Source organism: Pseudomonas sp. RT6P73 (assembly GCF_054897715.1).
The window spans coordinates 300,979-318,306 of record NZ_JBUBUV010000002.1 but is presented as its reverse complement, the minus strand read 5'-3'; the positions used below and the strand labels follow the sequence as shown (position 1 = coordinate 318,306).

Genomic DNA, 17,328 nt, shown 5'->3' with positions numbered 1-17,328 from the left:
GTATACGACCGATCCCTAACAGGGTCAATGTAACCTTCCACCTACAAGAAAGCCCGCAACAGCGGGCTCTCCTGATAATTGGTACCGAGAAGGGGACTCGAACCCCTACACCCTATGGGCACAACCACCTCAAGGTTGCGTGTCTACCAATTCCACCACCTCGGCAATACTACGTTTGAAACCCTTCTTACTTTTGCTCTTGAGCTGGAGGCACGTCAGTCGCTGGAGTAGCCGACTTTTGCTCTTGAAGCACCGGTACATCATCAGAAGCCGGTTGTTGCTTTGGAACTTCCAACACTGCCGGGTTTGGCAAACCTACTTGAGTCAGCTGGTGAGCTTTCTCTTTAGCAAAGTAACCTAACCCTAAGCTGGTTATGAAGAAACCGGCGGCAAGTATAGCAGTAAACTTACTAAGAAAGGTAGAGGAACCTTGGCTTCCGAACACAGTATTTGAAGCACCTGCTCCGAAAGACGCGCCAGCATCCGCACCTTTACCCTGCTGCAGCAATACCAGAGCAACTACGCCCAATGCACCCAGCAGATGAAAAACGACTACGACTGTTTCCAGCATTTTTTCAGTTTCCCGCGGCGCGACAGATCGCACCGAACTCATCTGCATTCAGGGAGGCTCCACCAATGAGCCCCCCATCGATATCCGGCATGCCGAACAGTTCGACCGCATTGGCCGCCTTCACGCTGCCGCCGTATAGAAGCCGCACACCTTGTGCGACCTCAGAATTCTCTGCCGCCAACTGCGCGCGAATGGCTGCATGCACATCCTGCGCTTGTTGCGGCGAAGCAGTCAGCCCGGTGCCAATGGCCCAGACCGGCTCGTACGCAATTACTGCATTTGCAAAGGCACCGACGCCCAGCTCCTCTATGATACTGCCTAGCTGACGCCCGACAACCTCAAGAGTTTTACCGGCTTCGCGCTGCTCAAGGGTTTCCCCTATGCACAACACCGGAATCAAGCCACACGCCTGTGCCGCTGCGAACTTGCGAATCAGCATACCGTCCTGCTCGCCCATAATCTGACGGCGTTCGGAGTGCCCGACAAGTACCAGGGAACACCCTGCATCCACCAATTGACTCGGCGCGATTTCACCGGTCAGTGCACCTTGCATGGATTCCACCGCAGAGTTCTGCGCGCCGACCGAAATCGACTGGCCTTTCAAGCCATCAATCACTTGATTGATATGCAAGCAAGGCGGGAATACCGCTACATCAACACCGCTCGGCAAGGCCAGATGACGAAGGCCATTGATCAGCTCAGCGACGCTGGCGCGGGTACCGTGCATCTTCCAGTTACCAGCTACCATAGGGCGACGCATGCTGTACCTCGTCGGTCAAAGTGGGCGCAGATGTTACCCAACACAACCATGGCTGGCAAGCCGAATTCAGGCAGAAACTTCACTAACCAGTTTTGCCAGCTCTTCGGCGTAACCACGAACCTGTGTTTCGTCCTCGCCTTCGACCATGACCCGCACCAGCGGCTCCGTCCCGGACTTGCGCAACAGCACGCGCCCACGACCAGCCATAGCCTCGGTGACACGGGCGCTGGCTTCCTTGACCGACGGATGATCGAGCGGACTCGCCCCTCCGCCGAACCGGACATTGATCAGCACCTGAGGGCACTTGCGCAGCGCCTGACGGGCCTGAGCCAGACCTTCCGAGCGAGTTTTCAGCGCCATCAGCACCTGCAATGCAGCGATGATCGCATCACCCGTGGTGGTGTGATTGAAGCAGACGATATGACCCGAGTTCTCACCGCCTACCAGCCAGTTGCGCTCCAGCAGGTCGGCGATCACATAGCGGTCGCCAACGTTGGCACGCACAAAAGGAATCGACAAATCCGCCAGGGCCAATTCCAGCCCAAGGTTACTCATCAGTGTGCCGACCACGCCGCCTTGCAGCTTGTCGCGCTCGTGCAGATCGCGGGCGATGATGTACAGCAGCTCATCACCATCAACAATGGCGCCCGTGTGGTCGACCATCAAGACGCGATCACCGTCACCGTCGAAGGCAATACCCAGATCGGCATGCTCGGCCAAAACGGCAGTCTGCAATTGACCCATGTGGGTCGAGCCGCAATTGTCATTGATGTTCAGGCCGTTAGGCTGAGCGGAAAGTACAACGACTTCGGCCCCCAGCTCACGGAACACGCTGGGCGCAACCTTGTAGGTCGCGCCGTGAGCGCAGTCGATCACGATCTTCAGGCCAGCGAAGTTGGTACCGGTCGGCACGCTGCTCTTGCAGAATTCGATATAGCGGCCAGAGGCGTCGTTGATTCGCGACACTTTACCGATCTTGCTCGACTCAACCACGGTCATCGGCGTGTCGAGCAACTCTTCGATCATCAGCTCGACTTCATCCGGCAGCTTGGTGCCCTTCCCGGAGAAGAACTTGATGCCGTTGTCGTCGTGAGGATTGTGCGAGGCACTGATCACAATACCGGCTTCAGCATGAAAGGTACGCGTCAGGTAAGCAATCGCCGGAGTCGGCATCGGGCCCAACAGCATCACGTCAGCACCTGCCGACGTCAGCCCGGCCTCGAGCGCGGACTCGAACATATAACCGGAGATCCGGGTGTCCTTGCCGACCAGCACCTTGCAGGCGCCCATTTTGCGGAATGCCATGCCCGCAGCCCAGCCAAGCTTGAGCATGAAATCAGGAGTAATCGGGTATTCGCCGACCCGACCACGAATACCGTCGGTGCCAAAGTATTTTTTGCTCATAAGTGCTCCATCATTCTTATTCGGCTGATTCCACTGCGGCGATCATCCGCACCACGTCCACTGTTTCGGCTACATCATGGACGCGCAATATACGCGCCCCCTTGGCCGACGCTAGTGCCGCGAGCGCCAGACCACCAAACAGGCGTTCTCCAACCGGGCGTTTCAAGGCCTGACCTATCATGCTCTTTCGGGAAACCCCAACCAATAGGGGTCGCCCCAAGGCATGCAGGTCTTCCATATGTTTGAACAAACTTAGATTGTGCTGCAAGGTTTTCGCGAAGCCAAATCCTGGATCTAGAATAATCCGCTCAGCCGGAATTCCCACCAACGCACATTGGGCCATGCGCTCGGCGAGAAACTCGCCGACCTCCTTGGTCACGTCCTGGTAGTGCGGATTGTCCTGCATGTCGCCTGGCTCACCCAGCATATGCATCAGGCATACCGGCAATCCGGTGGCAGCTGCCGCATCCAGGGCACCGTCTCGACGTAGCGAGCGCACATCATTGATCAAACCCGCCCCCAGCCGCGCGGTTTCGCGCATGACCGCTGGAGTGGAGGTATCGACCGAAATGATCACATCCAGCTCGCGATAGATGCGCTCAACGATAGGCGCTACGCGCTCCAGCTCTTCAAGTGGCGAAACCGCCCTCGCACCGGGGCGGGTCGATTCGCCACCGACATCGATCAGCGTGGCTCCCGCCGCAACCATCGACTCGGCGTGGCGCAGGGCCGCGTCGAGCTGGCTGTATCGGCCGCCATCAGAAAAGGAATCGGGAGTGACATTGAGAATGCCCATGACATGCGTCTGGGCCAAATCAAGAACCCGGTTGCCGCAAGGCAACCGGGTCGAGGACTGAACAGAGGTCATTTCAAGCCTTATACGTCAGCAGCCGGACCGCCAATCGGTGTTTCCGGACGCTCATCCTGCACCACCGGAGGTGTCCCGGAAGTACCGGTACCGCCACCCGACCAGTCGCGTGGTTCGCGAGGCGTGCGGCCAGCCATAATGTCATCGATCTGATCGGCATCGATCGTTTCGTACTTCATCAAGGCATCCGCCATGGCGTCGAGCTTGTCGCGGTTATCCGTGAGGATCTGCTTGGCGGTGCCGTAGCACTGGTCAATGATGCTGCGCACTTCGGAATCGATCAGCTTGGCTGTCTCACCGGAGAAGCTTGCACCCTGGCCACCGCCGCCGCGACCGAGGAACACTTCACCCTCTTCTTCGGCATACATCAACGGACCGAGTTTTTCCGACAAGCCCCACTTGGTCACCATGTTCCGCGCAATCTGGCTGGCACGCATGATGTCGTTGGAGGCGCCGGTGGTAACACCGTCGAAACCAAGGGTCATTTCTTCAGCGATACGGCCACCGTACAGTGAGCAGATCTGGCTGATCAGTGCGCGCTTGGACAGGCTGTAGCGATCTTCTTCCGGCAGGAACATGGTCACACCCAGCGCACGACCGCGCGGGATGATCGAAACCTTGTAGACCGGATCATGCTCTGGCACGACACGACCGACGATAGCGTGACCTGCTTCGTGATAAGCGGTGTTCTGCTTTTCTTTCTCGGACATGACCATGGATTTGCGCTCGGCGCCCATCATGATCTTGTCTTTGGCCAGCTCGAATTCTTTCATTTCGACGATGCGCTTGCCGGTACGGGCAGCGAACAACGAAGCCTCGTTCACCAGGTTAGCCAAATCGGCACCGGAGAAGCCAGGCGTACCACGCGCGATCACTGCTGGAGCGACGTCGTCACCCATTGGCACTTTGCGCATGTGAACCTTGAGAATCTGTTCACGACCACGAATATCCGGCAGACCCACCACGACCTGACGGTCGAAACGGCCCGGACGCAGCAACGCAGGGTCCAGTACGTCTGGACGGTTGGTTGCGGCAATGACGATGATGCCGTCATTCATTTCAAAGCCGTCCATCTCAACCAGCAATTGGTTGAGCGTCTGCTCGCGTTCGTCGTGACCGCCACCCATGCCGGCGCCACGGTGGCGACCGACGGCGTCGATTTCATCGATGAAGATGATGCATGGCGCGTGTTTCTTGGCCTGCTCGAACATGTCGCGAACGCGACTGGCACCGACACCGACGAACATCTCGACGAAATCGGAACCGGAAATGGTGAAGAACGGCACTTTGGCTTCGCCGGCAATCGCCTTGGCCAGCAAGGTTTTACCGGTACCCGGAGGACCCACCATCAGCACGCCGCGTGGAATGCGACCGCCCAGACGCTGAAACTTGCCTGGATCACGCAGGAACTCGACCAGCTCACCGACCTCTTCCTTGGCTTCGTCGCAACCGGCAACGTCACCCAAGGTTGTTTTCACCTGATCTTCGGAGAGCAGGCGTGCCTTGCTCTTGCCGAAGCTCATCGGCCCGCCCTTGCCACCAGCACCGCCCTGCATCTGCCGCATGAAAAACATGAACACGGCGATGATCACCAGGATCGGGAAGCTTGCAACCAGGAGTTGAGTCCAGATGCTTTGCTGTTCAGGCTGCTTGCCTTCGACCACAACGTGGTTATCCACGAGGTCGCCGATCAGACCGTTGTCCTGGATTGCAGGACGAATGGTCTTGAAGCTGTCGCCATCGTTGCGTTTGCCGGTAATCACATAGCCGTCAACTGCTACGCGCTCGACCTTGCCATCCTTGACCTGCTGGATGAAGTCGGAATAGTTGAGGGTCTGCGGCTCGTTAGGGCTGGAGAAGTTGTTCATCACCGTCACTAGGACAGCCGCGATGATCAACCACAGGATCAGATTCTTTGCCATATCGTTCAATTAACTACCCTCTGAAGCAAGCTCCGCTAATGGCGCGCGCTTCGCATGATATTCACCGGCCTAACTTACTACATTACCTACGGCTCTGGCAGGCGCCGTCTGTAACCCTTTGTGAAACACTTTCTACACAATATTCGCTATTTCCCACAGGGCGAAATACGAAAATCCTATCGACCCGCAAAAAAACCTCGATTTACTCACTACGGCCGCGGTAGCCCCAAGCCAGCATATATTGCTCGCGGGAACTGCCCCGGGAAGAGTCCGGCTTGATCATCTGGACCTTGTCGAATTTCTGACGGGCGTCCTTCACGTAAGCATCAAACCCTTCGCCCTGAAACACCTTGATCACGAAATTACCACCCGGTTTGAGTATCCGAGCCGCCAGATCAAGAGCCAGCTCACATAGAAACATGGCTTTTGGCATGTCCACCTCAGGCGTACCACTCATATTGGGGGCCATATCGGAAATCACAAGGTCTACCTGCGAATTACCGACAGCTTCAAGGATCTGAGCGAGCACTTCGTCCTGGGTGAAGTCACCCTGGATGAAAGTCACGTCCGGAATGCTGTCCATTTCCAGGATGTCCGAGGCGATCAGACGCCCCTGACCACCGATCAGCCGACTGGTGACCTGCGACCAGCCGCCGGGCGCCGCCCCCAGGTCGACGACGCTCATGCCCGGACGGATCAGCTTGTATTTCTCCTGGACCTCCAGAAGTTTATAACTCGCACGCGAGCGGTAACCATCCTTCTGCGCCTGCTTCACATAGGGATCATTGACATGTCTTTGCAGCCACTTAAGGCTTGTCTTGGAACGGGCCACGGGCCACCTCGAAAATAAAACGGGTCGTGATTAACTGGGCGGTCCCGGACTCGCTCGGGTAAACTGGCCGCCGCTTTTTACAAGATCAGACGCAGGGGTCAGATTATGCCGCTCACTCAAGAGCAGAAGAAACAGTACAAATCCATTGGCCACCATCTGAAACCGGTTTTGATCGTGGCTGACAACGGTTTGACTGAAGGTGTGTTAGCCGAACTTGAACGCGCTTTGGCGGATCACGAGCTGATCAAAATCAAGCTCAACATCCTCGATCGCGAATCACGCCTGGCGAACATTGCAGAACTGTGCAAGGTCGGTAAAGCGGACCTGGTTCAGGTCATCGGCAAGATGGCACTGATTTACCGCAAGAACTTCAGCGTCAACAAGCAGCTGTCGAACGTCCATCGCTTCAAGTGATGGCAAGGGTCAAGGGTGTGCTTCGCGCACCCTGCCACTCCATCCGGGCACCGGTTGCAACACCAGCACCAACCCGGAGAACCCCAGAACCAGATAGCTGAACACCTGCCAGCGCACTGCATCCGGCCAACCGATGCGCACCGCGAAAAACATCGCACACGCATACAGCGCCATCAGCAGCAGTTGCCCACGAATATCGCGCCATAGACTGGCAAGGCCCTCGGCCTGAATCAGCACCAAAGCCTGAAAAATCACACACGCTGTGGCGAAACCCACCATCAGCGCATTCAGCATGCCTGCAATTTCGTCGATCAGCAGCGGCGCCAGACCTATCTGGCCCAGCACCGGCAGCAGACCGATGTGTAACAGCCACAGGCCACCAACCCACAACATCTGAGCCAGTTGCCAAAGCATGGCGCCCGCACGAAGCGGGCGCCTTCTTTCAGATGTGGCGGACTTCGACAATCTCATACTCGATTACGCCACTCGGCGTCTTCACGGCAACCACATCACCCTCTTCCTTGGCAATCAAGGCGCGGGCCAGTGGCGAACCGACCGAAATCTTGCCGAGTTTGAAGTCAGCCTCATCCTCACCCACGATGTGGTAAGTGACGCTTTCATCCGTCTCGACGTTGGCGATTTCAACGGTGGTGCCGAAAATCACTTTGCCGGTATGAGGAATGGACGTGACGTCGATGATGACCTGATTCTGAATCCGGCCTTCGATGTCACGTATCCGCGCCTCGACCATCCCCTGCTGCTCGCGGGCAGCGTGGTATTCGGCGTTTTCCTTCAAATCACCCAACTCGCGGGCCGTCCCGATGTCCTGGCTGAGCTTCGGACGGACGACCTTGGTCAGGTGAGCATGTTCTTCTTCCAGGGCTTTCGCGCCCTGGACGGTCATTGGGTACTTGATCATGCCTTCAATCCTGCGTGTAGATCCTGCAAGCGGCGCACAGTCTTCTCGGGACCGAACTTCAGCGCTTCGCAGATGGCTTCGCCAGCAGCAATGGTGGTGGTGCAGTAGATCTTGTGCTGCAAGGCATTACGACGAATGGAGTACGAGTCAGCGATCGACTGACGACCTTCGGTGGTGTTGATGATCAGGGTGACTTCGTCATTCTTGATCATGTCGACCACGTGCGGACGACCCTCGGTCACCTTGTTCACTCGACGCACTTTCAGGCCTGCGGCTTCTATCAGCTTGGCAGTACCGGCAGTGGCAACCACTTCGAAACCCAAGCTGATCAGATCACGGGCCACGCCTGCAACCAGTGGCTTGTCGTCGTCACGCACGCTGATGAACGCAGTGCCGCCGGTCGGCAGCACTTCGCTGGCGCCCATCTGAGCCTTGGCGAACGCTTCGCCGAAGGTGTCGCCCACGCCCATCACTTCACCGGTGGACTTCATCTCTGGGCCCAGGATCGGGTCCACGCCAGGGAATTTGGCGAATGGGAATACCGCCTCTTTCACGCTGTAGAAGTTCGGAATGATTTCTTTGGTGAAGCCGATTTCTTTCAGGGTTTTACCGGCCATGACGCGAGCCGCGATCATTGCCAGGGAAACACCGATGCACTTGGACACGAACGGTACGGTACGGGAAGCGCGCGGGTTGACTTCGATGACGTAGATGTCTTCGCCTTGCAGCGCCAACTGAACGTTCATCAGGCCGACAACGCCCAGTTCCAGGGCCATTTTCTTGACCTGTTCGCGCATCTCGTCCTGGATGTGAGCCGGCAGCGAGTATGGCGGCAGGGAGCACGCGGAGTCACCGGAGTGAACGCCGGCCTGCTCGATGTGCTGCATGATCGCGCCGATCACCACGTCGGTACCGTCGCAGACCGCATCCACGTCCATTTCGATGGCGCAGTTAAGGAAGTGGTCGAGCAGCACCGGGCTGTCGTTGGACACTTTCACCGCGTCACGCAGGTAGCGCTTGAGTTCTTCTTCTTCGTAGACGATTTCCATCGCTCGGCCGCCCAGTACGTAGGACGGACGAACCACCAGCGGGTAGCCGATCTTGCTGGCGGCACGAATCGCTTCGTCTTCGCTGCGCACGGTGGCGTTTGGCGGCTGACGCAGGTTCAGGCGCTCAACCATTTGCTGGAAGCGCTCACGGTCTTCGGCACGGTCGATGGCGTCAGGGCTGGTGCCGATGATCGGCACGCCGGCTTCTTCCAGGGCTCGCGCCAGTTTCAACGGGGTCTGGCCGCCGTACTGGACGATCACGCCTTTAGGCTTCTCGACCCGGCAAATTTCCAGCACGTCTTCCAGGGTGACTGGCTCGAAGTACAGACGATCTGAGGTGTCGTAGTCGGTGGATACGGTTTCCGGGTTGCAGTTGACCATGATGGTCTCGTAACCGTCTTCGCGCAGCGCCAATGCCGCGTGTACGCAGCAGTAGTCGAACTCGATGCCCTGGCCGATACGGTTTGGACCGCCGCCGAGGATCATGATCTTGTCGCGACCCGACGGCGCGGCTTCGCACTCTTCCTCGTAAGTTGAGTACATGTAGGCGGTGTCGGTGGCGAACTCGGCCGCGCAGGTGTCAACGCGCTTGTAGACCGGGTAAACCTCGAGCTTGTGACGGTGGCGACGCAGAGCCTTCTCGGTCACGCCCAGCAGCTTGGCCAGACGCATGTCGGAGAAGCCTTTGCGCTTGAGCTTGAACATCAAGTCACGGTCGATGCTGGCCAGACCCAGGGTCTTGACCTTCTCTTCTTCCTTGATCAGATCTTCGATCTGTACCAGGAACCACGGGTCGATCATGTTCATGCCGAAGATGTCTTCGACCGACAGGCCGGCGCGGAAGGCGTCAGCCACGTACCAGATACGCTCGGCGCCCGGCACGGTCAGTTCGCGCTTGAGCACGCTCATGCTTTCCGGGTTGCTCAGGTCGAGCTTCTCGTCAAGGCCGCAAACGCCCACTTCCAGACCGCGCAGGGCTTTCTGCAGGGATTCCTGGAAGGTCCGGCCGATGGCCATGACTTCACCGACCGACTTCATTTGAGTGGTCAGACGCGCGTCGGCTTTCGGGAATTTCTCGAAGGCGAAGCGTGGCAGCTTGGTCACGACGTAGTCGATGGACGGCTCGAAGGATGCAGGAGTAGCGCCGCCGGTGATTTCGTTCTGCAACTCGTCCAGGGTGTAGCCGATCGCCAGCTTGGCAGCGATACGCGCAATCGGGAAACCAGTGGCTTTCGAGGCCAGCGCCGAAGAGCGGGACACACGCGGGTTCATCTCGATCACGACCATACGGCCAGTGTCCGGGCAGATGCCAAACTGAACGTTGGAGCCGCCGGTTTCCACGCCGATCTCACGCAATACCGCCAACGAGGCGTTACGCATGATCTGGTATTCCTTGTCCGTCAGGGTTTGTGCCGGAGCAACGGTGATCGAGTCACCGGTGTGCACGCCCATCGGGTCAAAGTTTTCGATGGAGCAGACGATGATGCAGTTGTCTTTCTTATCGCGGACAACCTCCATCTCGTACTCTTTCCAGCCGATCAGGGATTCGTCAATCAGCAGCTCTTTGGTCGGCGACAGGTCCAGACCACGGGCGCAGATTTCTTCGAACTCTTCACGGTTGTAAGCGATACCGCCGCCGGTGCCGCCCATGGTGAAGGACGGACGAATGATGCACGGGAAGCCAAGCTTCTCGAGGACCACGTTGGCCTCTTCCATGCTGTGGGCGATACCCGAACGCGGGCAGTCCAGGCCGATGGATTTCATCGCCTTGTCGAAGCGCGAGCGGTCTTCAGCCTTGTCGATGGTGTCAGCGTTGGCGCCGATCATCTCTACGCCGAACTTCTCCAGAACGCCTTCGCGCTCCAGGTCCAAGGCGCAGTTCAGAGCGGTCTGGCCACCCATGGTCGGCAGCAGCGCGTCCGGACGCTCTTTCTCGATGATCTTGGCAACGGTCTGCCACTTGATCGGCTCAATGTAGGTGGCGTCGGCCATGTCCGGGTCGGTCATGATGGTCGCTGGGTTGGAGTTCACCAGGATGACGCGGTAACCCTCCTCGCGCAGGGCTTTGCAGGCCTGGGCGCCGGAGTAGTCGAATTCGCAGGCCTGGCCGATCACGATCGGGCCAGCGCCGAGAATCAGGATGCTTTTAATGTCTGTACGTTTTGGCATGGGTTTGTCACTCAAATCCGCAGGTCAGTCGGCAAGCCGTCTCGTTCAATCTTTGAAGCCTTGAGGGGGGCCGCCGGTTTTCGGGACCGCCCCTCAAGCTTTGCAACATCAAGGCGAGCGATTAGCGTCGCTTGGCCATTTCGTTGATGAAGCGATCGAACAATGGCGCTACGTCGTTCGGGCCAGGGCTGGCTTCAGGGTGACCCTGGAAGCTGAAGGCGCTTTTGTCGGTACGCTCGATGCCTTGCAGGGTGCCGTCGAACAGCGATTTGTGGATCGCGCGAACGTTGGCTGGCAGGGTCGCGTCGTCTACCGCAAAACCATGGTTCTGGCTGGTGATCATCACCACGCCGGTGTCCAGATCCTGGACCGGGTGGTTGGCACCGTGGTGGCCGTGACCCATTTTCAGGGTCTTGGCGCCGGAGGCCAGGGCCAGCAACTGGTGACCGAGGCAGATACCGAATACCGGAATCTCGGTTTCCAACACGTCTTTGATCGCCTGGATCGCGTAGTCGCAAGGCTCCGGGTCACCAGGGCCGTTGGACAGGAACACACCGTCCGGCTTCATCGCCAGAACATCGGCGGCTGGCGTTTGAGCCGGCACCACGGTCACGCGGCAACCGCGCTCGACCAGCATGCGCAGGATGTTCAGCTTGACGCCGTAGTCGTAGGCAACCACGTGGTACGGCAGTTCGGAGGCTTCGATGGTCGCGTGGCTGTCGGTTTTCAGGTCCCAGACAGTCGAGCGCCACTCGTACTTCTCTTTGGTGCTGACGACTTTCGCCAGGTCCATGCCTTTGAGACCAGGAAAACCCTGGGCTGCAGCGATGGCGGCTTCTTCGGAGATGTTGTCACCGGCCATGATGCAGCCGTTCTGCGCGCCTTTTTCACGCAGGATGCGCGTCAGGCGACGGGTGTCGATACCGGCGATTGCCACAACGTTGTTGGCTTTCAGGTAGTCGGACAGGGACATCGTGTTACGCCAGTTGCTCGCAACCAGTGGCAGGTCACGGATGACCAGGCCAGCGGACCATACGCGGTCAGACTCGGCGTCTTCCGGCGTGGTGCCGGTGTTGCCGATGTGCGGGTAAGTCAGGGTAACGATCTGTTGGGCGTAGGAAGGATCGGTAAGGATTTCCTGATAGCCGGTCATGGCGGTGTTGAACACCACCTCACCAACGGTCTGACCGTCGGCTCCAATTGCTTCGCCGCGAAAAATGCTGCCATCAGCAAGGGCGAGTATGGCTGGCTTAGTCAAGAAGACCTCCCGTAAATAAAGCCTGAAAGGGCGATCGCAGGTGTAAAAAAGCGGAGTGACGTATGGACACGTCACCCCGCTCATTCACTGAATTATTCTGCGCGCTTTTAGTGAACACACTAAAGCTGTAGCTTACAGAAAAAGGCATTTTTGGTCTACCGCCAATGAGCCTTAAAGGCCGGAGAATGCGACAGGACGTCGCTTGGCGGAGTAAAACCGGGCTCAAACGCTGGGTTTGAACCCGATTTCGGGCACTTCTTAACGCAGGTCGAGCACGTCTTGCATGTCGTAAAGACCAGGCTCGCGACCGTCCAGCCACAAAGCGGCACGTACTGCGCCCTTGGCGAAGGTCATGCGACTGGACGCTTTGTGCGTGATTTCGACACGCTCACCATCGGCGGCGAACAGCACGGTGTGATCACCCACGATGTCACCGGCACGCACAGTAGCGAAGCCGATGGTTTCGCGAGCACGAGCGCCGGTTTGGCCTTCACGACCGTAAACCGCCACTTTCTTCAGATCACGCCCCAGCGCATCGGCAATCACTTCACCCATGCGCACGGCAGTACCGGACGGCGCATCGACTTTATGCCGATGGTGGGCTTCAGTGATCTCGATATCGACATCATCGCCCAACACGCGAGCAGCGGTGTCGAGCAGCTTCAGGCACAGGTTGACGCCGACACTGAAGTTGGCCGCGAAGACAATCGGAATATCCTTGCCCGCTTCTGCCAGCAACTGCTTCTCTTCAACACTGAAACCGGTGGTGCCGATGATCATCGCCTTGTGATGCTTGCGGCAGAACGCGAGGTTTTTCAGGGTCACCGTCGGATGCGTGAAGTCGATCAGCACGTCGAACTCGTCAACCACGCGATCCAGATCACCCGACAGCGGCACACCGATACGACCCAGCGCAGCCAACTCACCGGCATCCGCACCGACCAGCGAGCTGTCCGGACGATCAATGGCAGCCGTCAGACCCGCGCCCGGCTGTTGCTGCACGGCTTCGATCAGGGTTTTGCCCATGCGCCCGGCGGCGCCCATCACTGCAATACGTCGCATGCCTGTCTCCTTACAAATCGCCGAAGAAGCGCTTCACGCCTTCAAACCAACCGGTGGTTTTCGGCGAATGGCTGTTGTCGTCCGCCAGCGAACTGCGGAACTCTTCCAGCAATTCGCGCTGACGACGACCCAGGTTGACCGGGGTTTCGACCGCCACACGGCACATCAAATCACCGGCACCGCCACCACGCACGGGCGCAACGCCTTTGCCGCGAACACGGAACTGCTTGCCGGTCTGAGTCCCCTCAGGGATTTTCAGTTTGACTCGACCATCAAGGGTCGGAATCTCCAGCTCGCCGCCCAGCGCCGCATCAACAAAGCTGATTGGCACTTCGCAGAACAGGTGCTTGCCATCACGCTGGAAGATCGCGTGCTCGCGCACATTGATGACCACGTACAGGTCGCCTGTCGGACCACCCTGTGCACCCGCCTCGCCTTCGCCGGACAGACGAATGCGATCACCGGTATCAACACCGGCCGGCACTTTCACCGAGAGTGTTTTGTACTCTTCGACACGGCCTTCGCCGTTGCAGGAGTTGCACGGGTCGGAAATGATCTTGCCCTGGCCATGGCAGCGCGGGCAGGTCTGCTGCACCGAGAAGAAACCCTGCTGCATGCGCACCTGGCCAATACCGCCGCACGTCGGGCAGGTCACCGGCGAGGAGCCTTTCTTGGCACCCGAGCCGTCGCACGGCTTGCAGTTGACCAGTGTCGGAACGCGGATATTCACGGTCGTGCCGCGCACCGCTTCTTCCAGGTTCAACTCAAGGGTGTAACGCAAGTCGCTGCCGCGCTGAGCGCCGCCACGAGAACCGCCGCGACCGCCACCGAAGAAGTCACTGAAGACATCGCCAAAGATGTCGGAGAAATTCTGACCGCCAAAACCGGCACCGCCGCCGCCCATGCTCGGGTCGACACCGGCATGACCATACTGGTCGTACGCCGCGCGCTTGCTGGAATCGGACAGCACTTCGTAGGCCTCGTTGGCCTCCTTGAACATCTCTTCCGACGCTTTGTCATCGGGATTACGGTCCGGGTGGTGCTTCATCGCCAGGCGACGGTAGGCCTTTTTCAGGTCTGCTTCGCTTGAGCCACGCTCAACACCCAATACTTCGTAATAGTCACGCTTTGCCATAAGTCTTTGCACTCTTAAGGACGTTCGGCAAACCTCTCCTGAGCCTCGCCAAACTCGTTGAGCCCCAATACAGGCCCGGACCCAACTCACGTCAATTCAACGATCCTGGTCTTTGATCAATGCGGTACTTTCGGCCCGAAAAGCAGGAGCATCTTCGGCCATACCGGCAGCATCCGAGCGTTGTCGCATGCTGTAAAAATTCGCTAACTCCAGACACGCCAACGCGGGAGCAAGCTCCCGCGCGGCGACATCCTACCAGTCACCGCCTAAAGGCAGTCAACCGGGCGACCAACAACTTACTTGTGGTCTTTGACTTCTTCGAACTCGGCATCGACAACGTCGTCAGCCTTTTCAGCCTTGTCGTCCTGCGGTGCCGCGCCTTCAGCAGGCTGAGCCTGTTCGGCGTACATCTTCTGCGCCACTGGAGCGGAGACTTTCGACAGCTCTTCAACCTTGGCTTCGATTGCAGCCTTGTCGTCGCCTTTGACAGCGGCTTCCAGGGCAACAACAGCGGCTTCGATTGCAGTCTTCTCTTCAGCAGTCACTTTATCGCCAGCATCAGCGACCATTTTGCGCGTCGAGTGAACCAGTGCATCACCCTGGTTACGGGCAGCGGCCAGCTCTGCGAACTTGCTGTCTTCCTCGGCGTTGGCTTCAGCATCGCGAATCATCTGCTGAATCTCTTCCTCGGACAGACCGGAGTTGGCCTTGATCACGATCGACTGAGTCTTGCCTGTGGCCTTGTCTTTGGCGCCGACGTGCAGGATGCCGTTGGCGTCGATGTCGAAGGTCACTTCAATTTGTGGCACGCCACGTGGTGCTGGCGGAATCTCGGCCAGGTCGAACTTGCCCAGGGACTTGTTCTGAGCGGCTTGCTTGCGCTCGCCTTGCAGCACGTGAATGGTCACGGCGCCCTGGTTGTCGTCGGCAGTCGAGAACACTTGCGATTTCTTGGTAGGAATCGTGGTGTTTTTCTCGATCAGCGCGGTCATCACGCCACCCATGGTTTCGATACCCAGGGTCAGCGGGCTGACGTCGAGAAGCAGAACGTCTTTCACGTCACCGGCCAATACGGCGCCCTGGATGGCAGCACCCATGGCAACGGCTTCGTCCGGGTTCACGTCTTTACGAGCTTCTTTACCGAAGAACTCGGTCACCAGCTTCTGAACCAGTGGCATACGGGTCTGACCGCCTACCAGGATCACGTCGTTGATGGCGCCAACGTCGATGCCGGAGTCTTTCAGAGCGATGCGGCAAGGTTCGATGGTGCGCTGAACCAGGTCTTCTACCAGCGCTTCAAGCTTGGCGCGGGAGATTTTCACGTTCAAGTGCTTAGGACCGGTGGCGTCTGCAGTGATGTACGGCAGATTCACGTCGGTCGACATGCTCGAGGACAGTTCGATCTTGGCTTTTTCAGCGGCTTCTTTCAGGCGCTGCATGGCCAGCGGGTCACCCTTGAGGTTCATGCCGCTTTCTTTCTTGAATTCGTCGACGAGGTAGTCGATCAGACGAATGTCAAAGTCTTCACCGCCCAGGAACGTGTCGCCGTTGGTGGCCAATACTTCGAACTGGTGCTCGCCATCGACTTCAGCGATTTCGATCACGGAAACGTCGAAAGTACCGCCGCCCAAGTCATAAACGATCACGGTGTGATCGCCCTTCGCCTTGTCCATACCGTAAGCCAGAGCGGCTGCGGTTGGTTCGTTGATGATGCGTTTTACGTCCAGACCCGCGATACGGCCGGCGTCTTTGGTGGCTTGACGCTGGCTGTCGTTGAAGTAGGCCGGAACGGTGATCACCGCTTCAGTCACTGGCTCGCCGAGGTAGTCTTCGGCGGTCTTCTTCATTTTCTTCAGAATTTCAGCCGAGATCTGTGGCGGCGACATTTTCTGGCCGTTCACTTCTACCCACGCGTCGCCGTTGTCAGCCTTGGCGATTTTGTAAGGCACCATCTTGATGTCTTTCTGTACGACTTCTTCGTCGAACTTACGACCGATCAGACGCTTCACCGCGTACAGGGTGTTATGCGGATTGGTCACAGCCTGACGCTTGGCCGACTGGCCAACCAGGATTTCGCCATCGTTGGCGTAAGCGATGATCGACGGCGTGGTACGCGCGCCTTCTGCGTTTTCAATAACTTTGGCTTTGCCGTTTTCCATCACGGAGACGCAGGAGTTGGTAGTCCCCAGGTCGATACCGATAATTTTGCCCATGTTCACTCTCCCGAAACTTTGGATTTGGTTGCCGCAGCAGTGGTGGCTAACTGCGGTAGCACTTAAACGCTTGACTTATAAATGGGGGCCTTGCGGCCAATTTCAAGCCTGCTCGTCAATCGAAGGCGAAACTGGCGCTGGAGCCTTGCTGACCACGACCATGGCCGGGCGCAGCAGGCGACCGTTGAGCTGGTAGCCCTTCTGGAACACCTTGAGCACGCTGTTTGGCTCGACGTCGGCGCTTTCCTGCATGGCCATTGCCTGATGCTGAACGGCGTTGAACGGTTCGCCATGCGGATCGATTGCTTCCAGCTGATAACGCTTCAGGGTGTCCTGGAACATTTTCAGGGTCAGCTCGATGCCTTCGCGCATTGGGCGGATGCTTTCGTCATCCGGGTTGGACAACTCCAGACCACGCTCCAGGCTGTCGATGATCGGCAACAAATCGCCAGCAAATTTTTCCAGGGCGAATTTGTGCGCTTTTTCTACATCCTGCTCGGCGCGACGGCGGACGTTCTGCAGATCAGCCGCTACACGCAAAGCTTGATCATGAGCGCCAGCCAATTGCTCCTCGAGCACTTGTACACGAGCCGCCAGTTCATCACCCGAATTCTGGGCAGCCTGATCGGCGTCTAGATTTTGCGTATCCACTGTCTGTTCGTCAGCCATAGAATTCTCCTTTCAATAACGTCCGCGAGCTCAACTCGCGCTTCTGTCCCGGTATATGGGGCCGCAAAAATCAGCTTCAAGGG

The 17,328-nt window shown here is 58.0% G+C and carries 15 protein-coding genes and 1 tRNA gene; 1 reads left to right on the top strand and 15 read right to left on the bottom strand.

Annotated features, from left to right (window positions below; genetic code table 11):
* Positions 1-79: 79 nt before the first annotated feature.
* The 7 genes from ACYZT6_RS01640 to rlmE all read right to left on the bottom strand — a co-directional run bounded on the left by ACYZT6_RS01640 (position 80) and on the right by rlmE (position 6,357).
* Positions 80-165: transfer RNA gene (locus ACYZT6_RS01640), tRNA-Leu, on the bottom strand.
* Positions 166-187: 22 nt separating this feature from the next.
* Positions 188-571 (bottom strand): preprotein translocase subunit SecG, encoded by a 384-nt coding sequence (secG, locus tag ACYZT6_RS01635; RefSeq protein WP_017336473.1) that lies wholly within the window; start codon positions 569-571, stop codon positions 188-190.
* Positions 572-575: 4 nt separating this feature from the next.
* Positions 576-1,331 carry a triose-phosphate isomerase gene (gene tpiA, locus ACYZT6_RS01630; RefSeq protein WP_462025452.1) on the bottom strand — a complete coding sequence of 252 codons (756 nt, stop codon included), beginning with the start codon at positions 1,329-1,331 and terminating at the stop codon, positions 576-578.
* A 66-nt stretch (positions 1,332-1,397) separates the two neighbouring features.
* Entirely contained in the window at positions 1,398-2,735 is a 1,338-nt protein-coding gene (gene glmM, locus ACYZT6_RS01625; protein ID WP_462025451.1) for a phosphoglucosamine mutase, read from the bottom strand.
* A gap of 16 nt (positions 2,736-2,751) precedes the next feature.
* Positions 2,752-3,603: a dihydropteroate synthase gene (gene folP / locus ACYZT6_RS01620; RefSeq protein ID WP_462025450.1), complete on the bottom strand. Its 852-nt coding sequence runs from the start codon at positions 3,601-3,603 to the stop codon at positions 2,752-2,754.
* A gap of 8 nt (positions 3,604-3,611) precedes the next feature.
* Positions 3,612-5,525: an ATP-dependent zinc metalloprotease FtsH gene (ftsH, locus tag ACYZT6_RS01615; protein WP_109627910.1), complete on the bottom strand. Its 1,914-nt coding sequence runs from the start codon at positions 5,523-5,525 to the stop codon at positions 3,612-3,614.
* A gap of 202 nt (positions 5,526-5,727) precedes the next feature.
* Positions 5,728-6,357 (bottom strand): 23S rRNA (uridine(2552)-2'-O)-methyltransferase RlmE, encoded by a 630-nt coding sequence (rlmE, locus tag ACYZT6_RS01610; RefSeq protein WP_008005470.1) that lies wholly within the window; start codon positions 6,355-6,357, stop codon positions 5,728-5,730.
* Positions 6,358-6,462: 105 nt separating this feature from the next.
* Here rlmE and ACYZT6_RS01605 point away from each other — a divergent pair, with 105 nt between their 5' ends.
* Positions 6,463-6,771, top strand: coding sequence for a YhbY family RNA-binding protein (locus tag ACYZT6_RS01605; protein ID WP_008057408.1), 309 nt, complete (start codon positions 6,463-6,465; stop codon positions 6,769-6,771).
* Between the two features lie 9 nt (positions 6,772-6,780).
* On the opposite strand, the gene ACYZT6_RS01600 is transcribed toward ACYZT6_RS01605, so the two are convergent.
* The 8 genes from ACYZT6_RS01600 to grpE form a co-directional block, all read right to left on the bottom strand.
* Entirely contained in the window at positions 6,781-7,185 is a 405-nt protein-coding gene (locus ACYZT6_RS01600; RefSeq protein WP_462025449.1) for an MFS transporter, read from the bottom strand.
* Positions 7,186-7,213: 28 nt separating this feature from the next.
* Positions 7,214-7,690, bottom strand: coding sequence for a transcription elongation factor GreA (gene greA, locus ACYZT6_RS01595; RefSeq protein WP_131060787.1), 477 nt, complete (start codon positions 7,688-7,690; stop codon positions 7,214-7,216).
* Positions 7,687-10,908, bottom strand: coding sequence for a carbamoyl-phosphate synthase large subunit (gene carB / locus ACYZT6_RS01590; protein ID WP_462025448.1), 3,222 nt, complete (start codon positions 10,906-10,908; stop codon positions 7,687-7,689). The genes greA and carB overlap by 4 nt, the downstream gene beginning before the upstream one ends.
* Before the next feature lie 121 nt (positions 10,909-11,029).
* Positions 11,030-12,166, bottom strand: coding sequence for a glutamine-hydrolyzing carbamoyl-phosphate synthase small subunit (gene carA / locus ACYZT6_RS01585; RefSeq protein WP_461979398.1), 1,137 nt, complete (start codon positions 12,164-12,166; stop codon positions 11,030-11,032).
* Between the two features lie 258 nt (positions 12,167-12,424).
* Complete coding sequence (dapB, locus tag ACYZT6_RS01580; RefSeq protein ID WP_109627907.1) at positions 12,425-13,228, bottom strand: 4-hydroxy-tetrahydrodipicolinate reductase; 804 nt, start codon at positions 13,226-13,228, stop codon at positions 12,425-12,427.
* 10 nt (positions 13,229-13,238) lie between these two features.
* The gene (dnaJ, locus tag ACYZT6_RS01575; RefSeq protein WP_109627906.1) at positions 13,239-14,363 is read right to left on the bottom strand and encodes a molecular chaperone DnaJ; all 1,125 of its coding nucleotides are present in this window, start codon (positions 14,361-14,363) and stop codon (positions 13,239-13,241) included.
* 296 nt (positions 14,364-14,659) lie between these two features.
* Positions 14,660-16,576, bottom strand: coding sequence for a molecular chaperone DnaK (gene dnaK / locus ACYZT6_RS01570; protein ID WP_109627905.1), 1,917 nt, complete (start codon positions 16,574-16,576; stop codon positions 14,660-14,662).
* Positions 16,577-16,678: 102 nt separating this feature from the next.
* The gene (gene grpE / locus ACYZT6_RS01565) at positions 16,679-17,245 is read right to left on the bottom strand and encodes a nucleotide exchange factor GrpE (protein ID WP_461979395.1); all 567 of its coding nucleotides are present in this window, start codon (positions 17,243-17,245) and stop codon (positions 16,679-16,681) included.
* Between the last annotated feature and the right edge of the window lie 83 nt (positions 17,246-17,328).

Bases quoted from the DNA above. Each gene is read 5' to 3' on its own strand.
- dnaK (WP_109627905.1), bottom strand. From the start codon at position 16,576: ATGGGCAAAATTATCGGTATCGACCTGGGGACTACCAACTCCTGCGTC.
- dnaJ (WP_109627906.1), bottom strand. From the start codon at position 14,363: ATGGCAAAGCGTGACTATTACGAAGTATTGGGTGTTGAGCGTGGCTCA.
- secG (WP_017336473.1), bottom strand. From the start codon at position 571: ATGCTGGAAACAGTCGTAGTCGTTTTTCATCTGCTGGGTGCATTGGGC.
- glmM (WP_462025451.1), bottom strand. From the start codon at position 2,735: ATGAGCAAAAAATACTTTGGCACCGACGGTATTCGTGGTCGGGTCGGC.
- ACYZT6_RS01605 (WP_008057408.1), top strand. From the start codon at position 6,463: ATGCCGCTCACTCAAGAGCAGAAGAAACAGTACAAATCCATTGGCCAC.
- grpE (WP_461979395.1), bottom strand. From the start codon at position 17,245: ATGGCTGACGAACAGACAGTGGATACGCAAAATCTAGACGCCGATCAG.
- greA (WP_131060787.1), bottom strand. From the start codon at position 7,690: ATGATCAAGTACCCAATGACCGTCCAGGGCGCGAAAGCCCTGGAAGAA.
- tpiA (WP_462025452.1), bottom strand. From the start codon at position 1,331: ATGCGTCGCCCTATGGTAGCTGGTAACTGGAAGATGCACGGTACCCGC.
- ftsH (WP_109627910.1), bottom strand. From the start codon at position 5,525: ATGGCAAAGAATCTGATCCTGTGGTTGATCATCGCGGCTGTCCTAGTG.
- dapB (WP_109627907.1), bottom strand. From the start codon at position 13,228: ATGCGACGTATTGCAGTGATGGGCGCCGCCGGGCGCATGGGCAAAACC.
- ACYZT6_RS01600 (WP_462025449.1), bottom strand. From the start codon at position 7,185: ATGCTTTGGCAACTGGCTCAGATGTTGTGGGTTGGTGGCCTGTGGCTG.
- folP (WP_462025450.1), bottom strand. From the start codon at position 3,603: ATGACCTCTGTTCAGTCCTCGACCCGGTTGCCTTGCGGCAACCGGGTT.
- carB (WP_462025448.1), bottom strand. From the start codon at position 10,908: ATGCCAAAACGTACAGACATTAAAAGCATCCTGATTCTCGGCGCTGGC.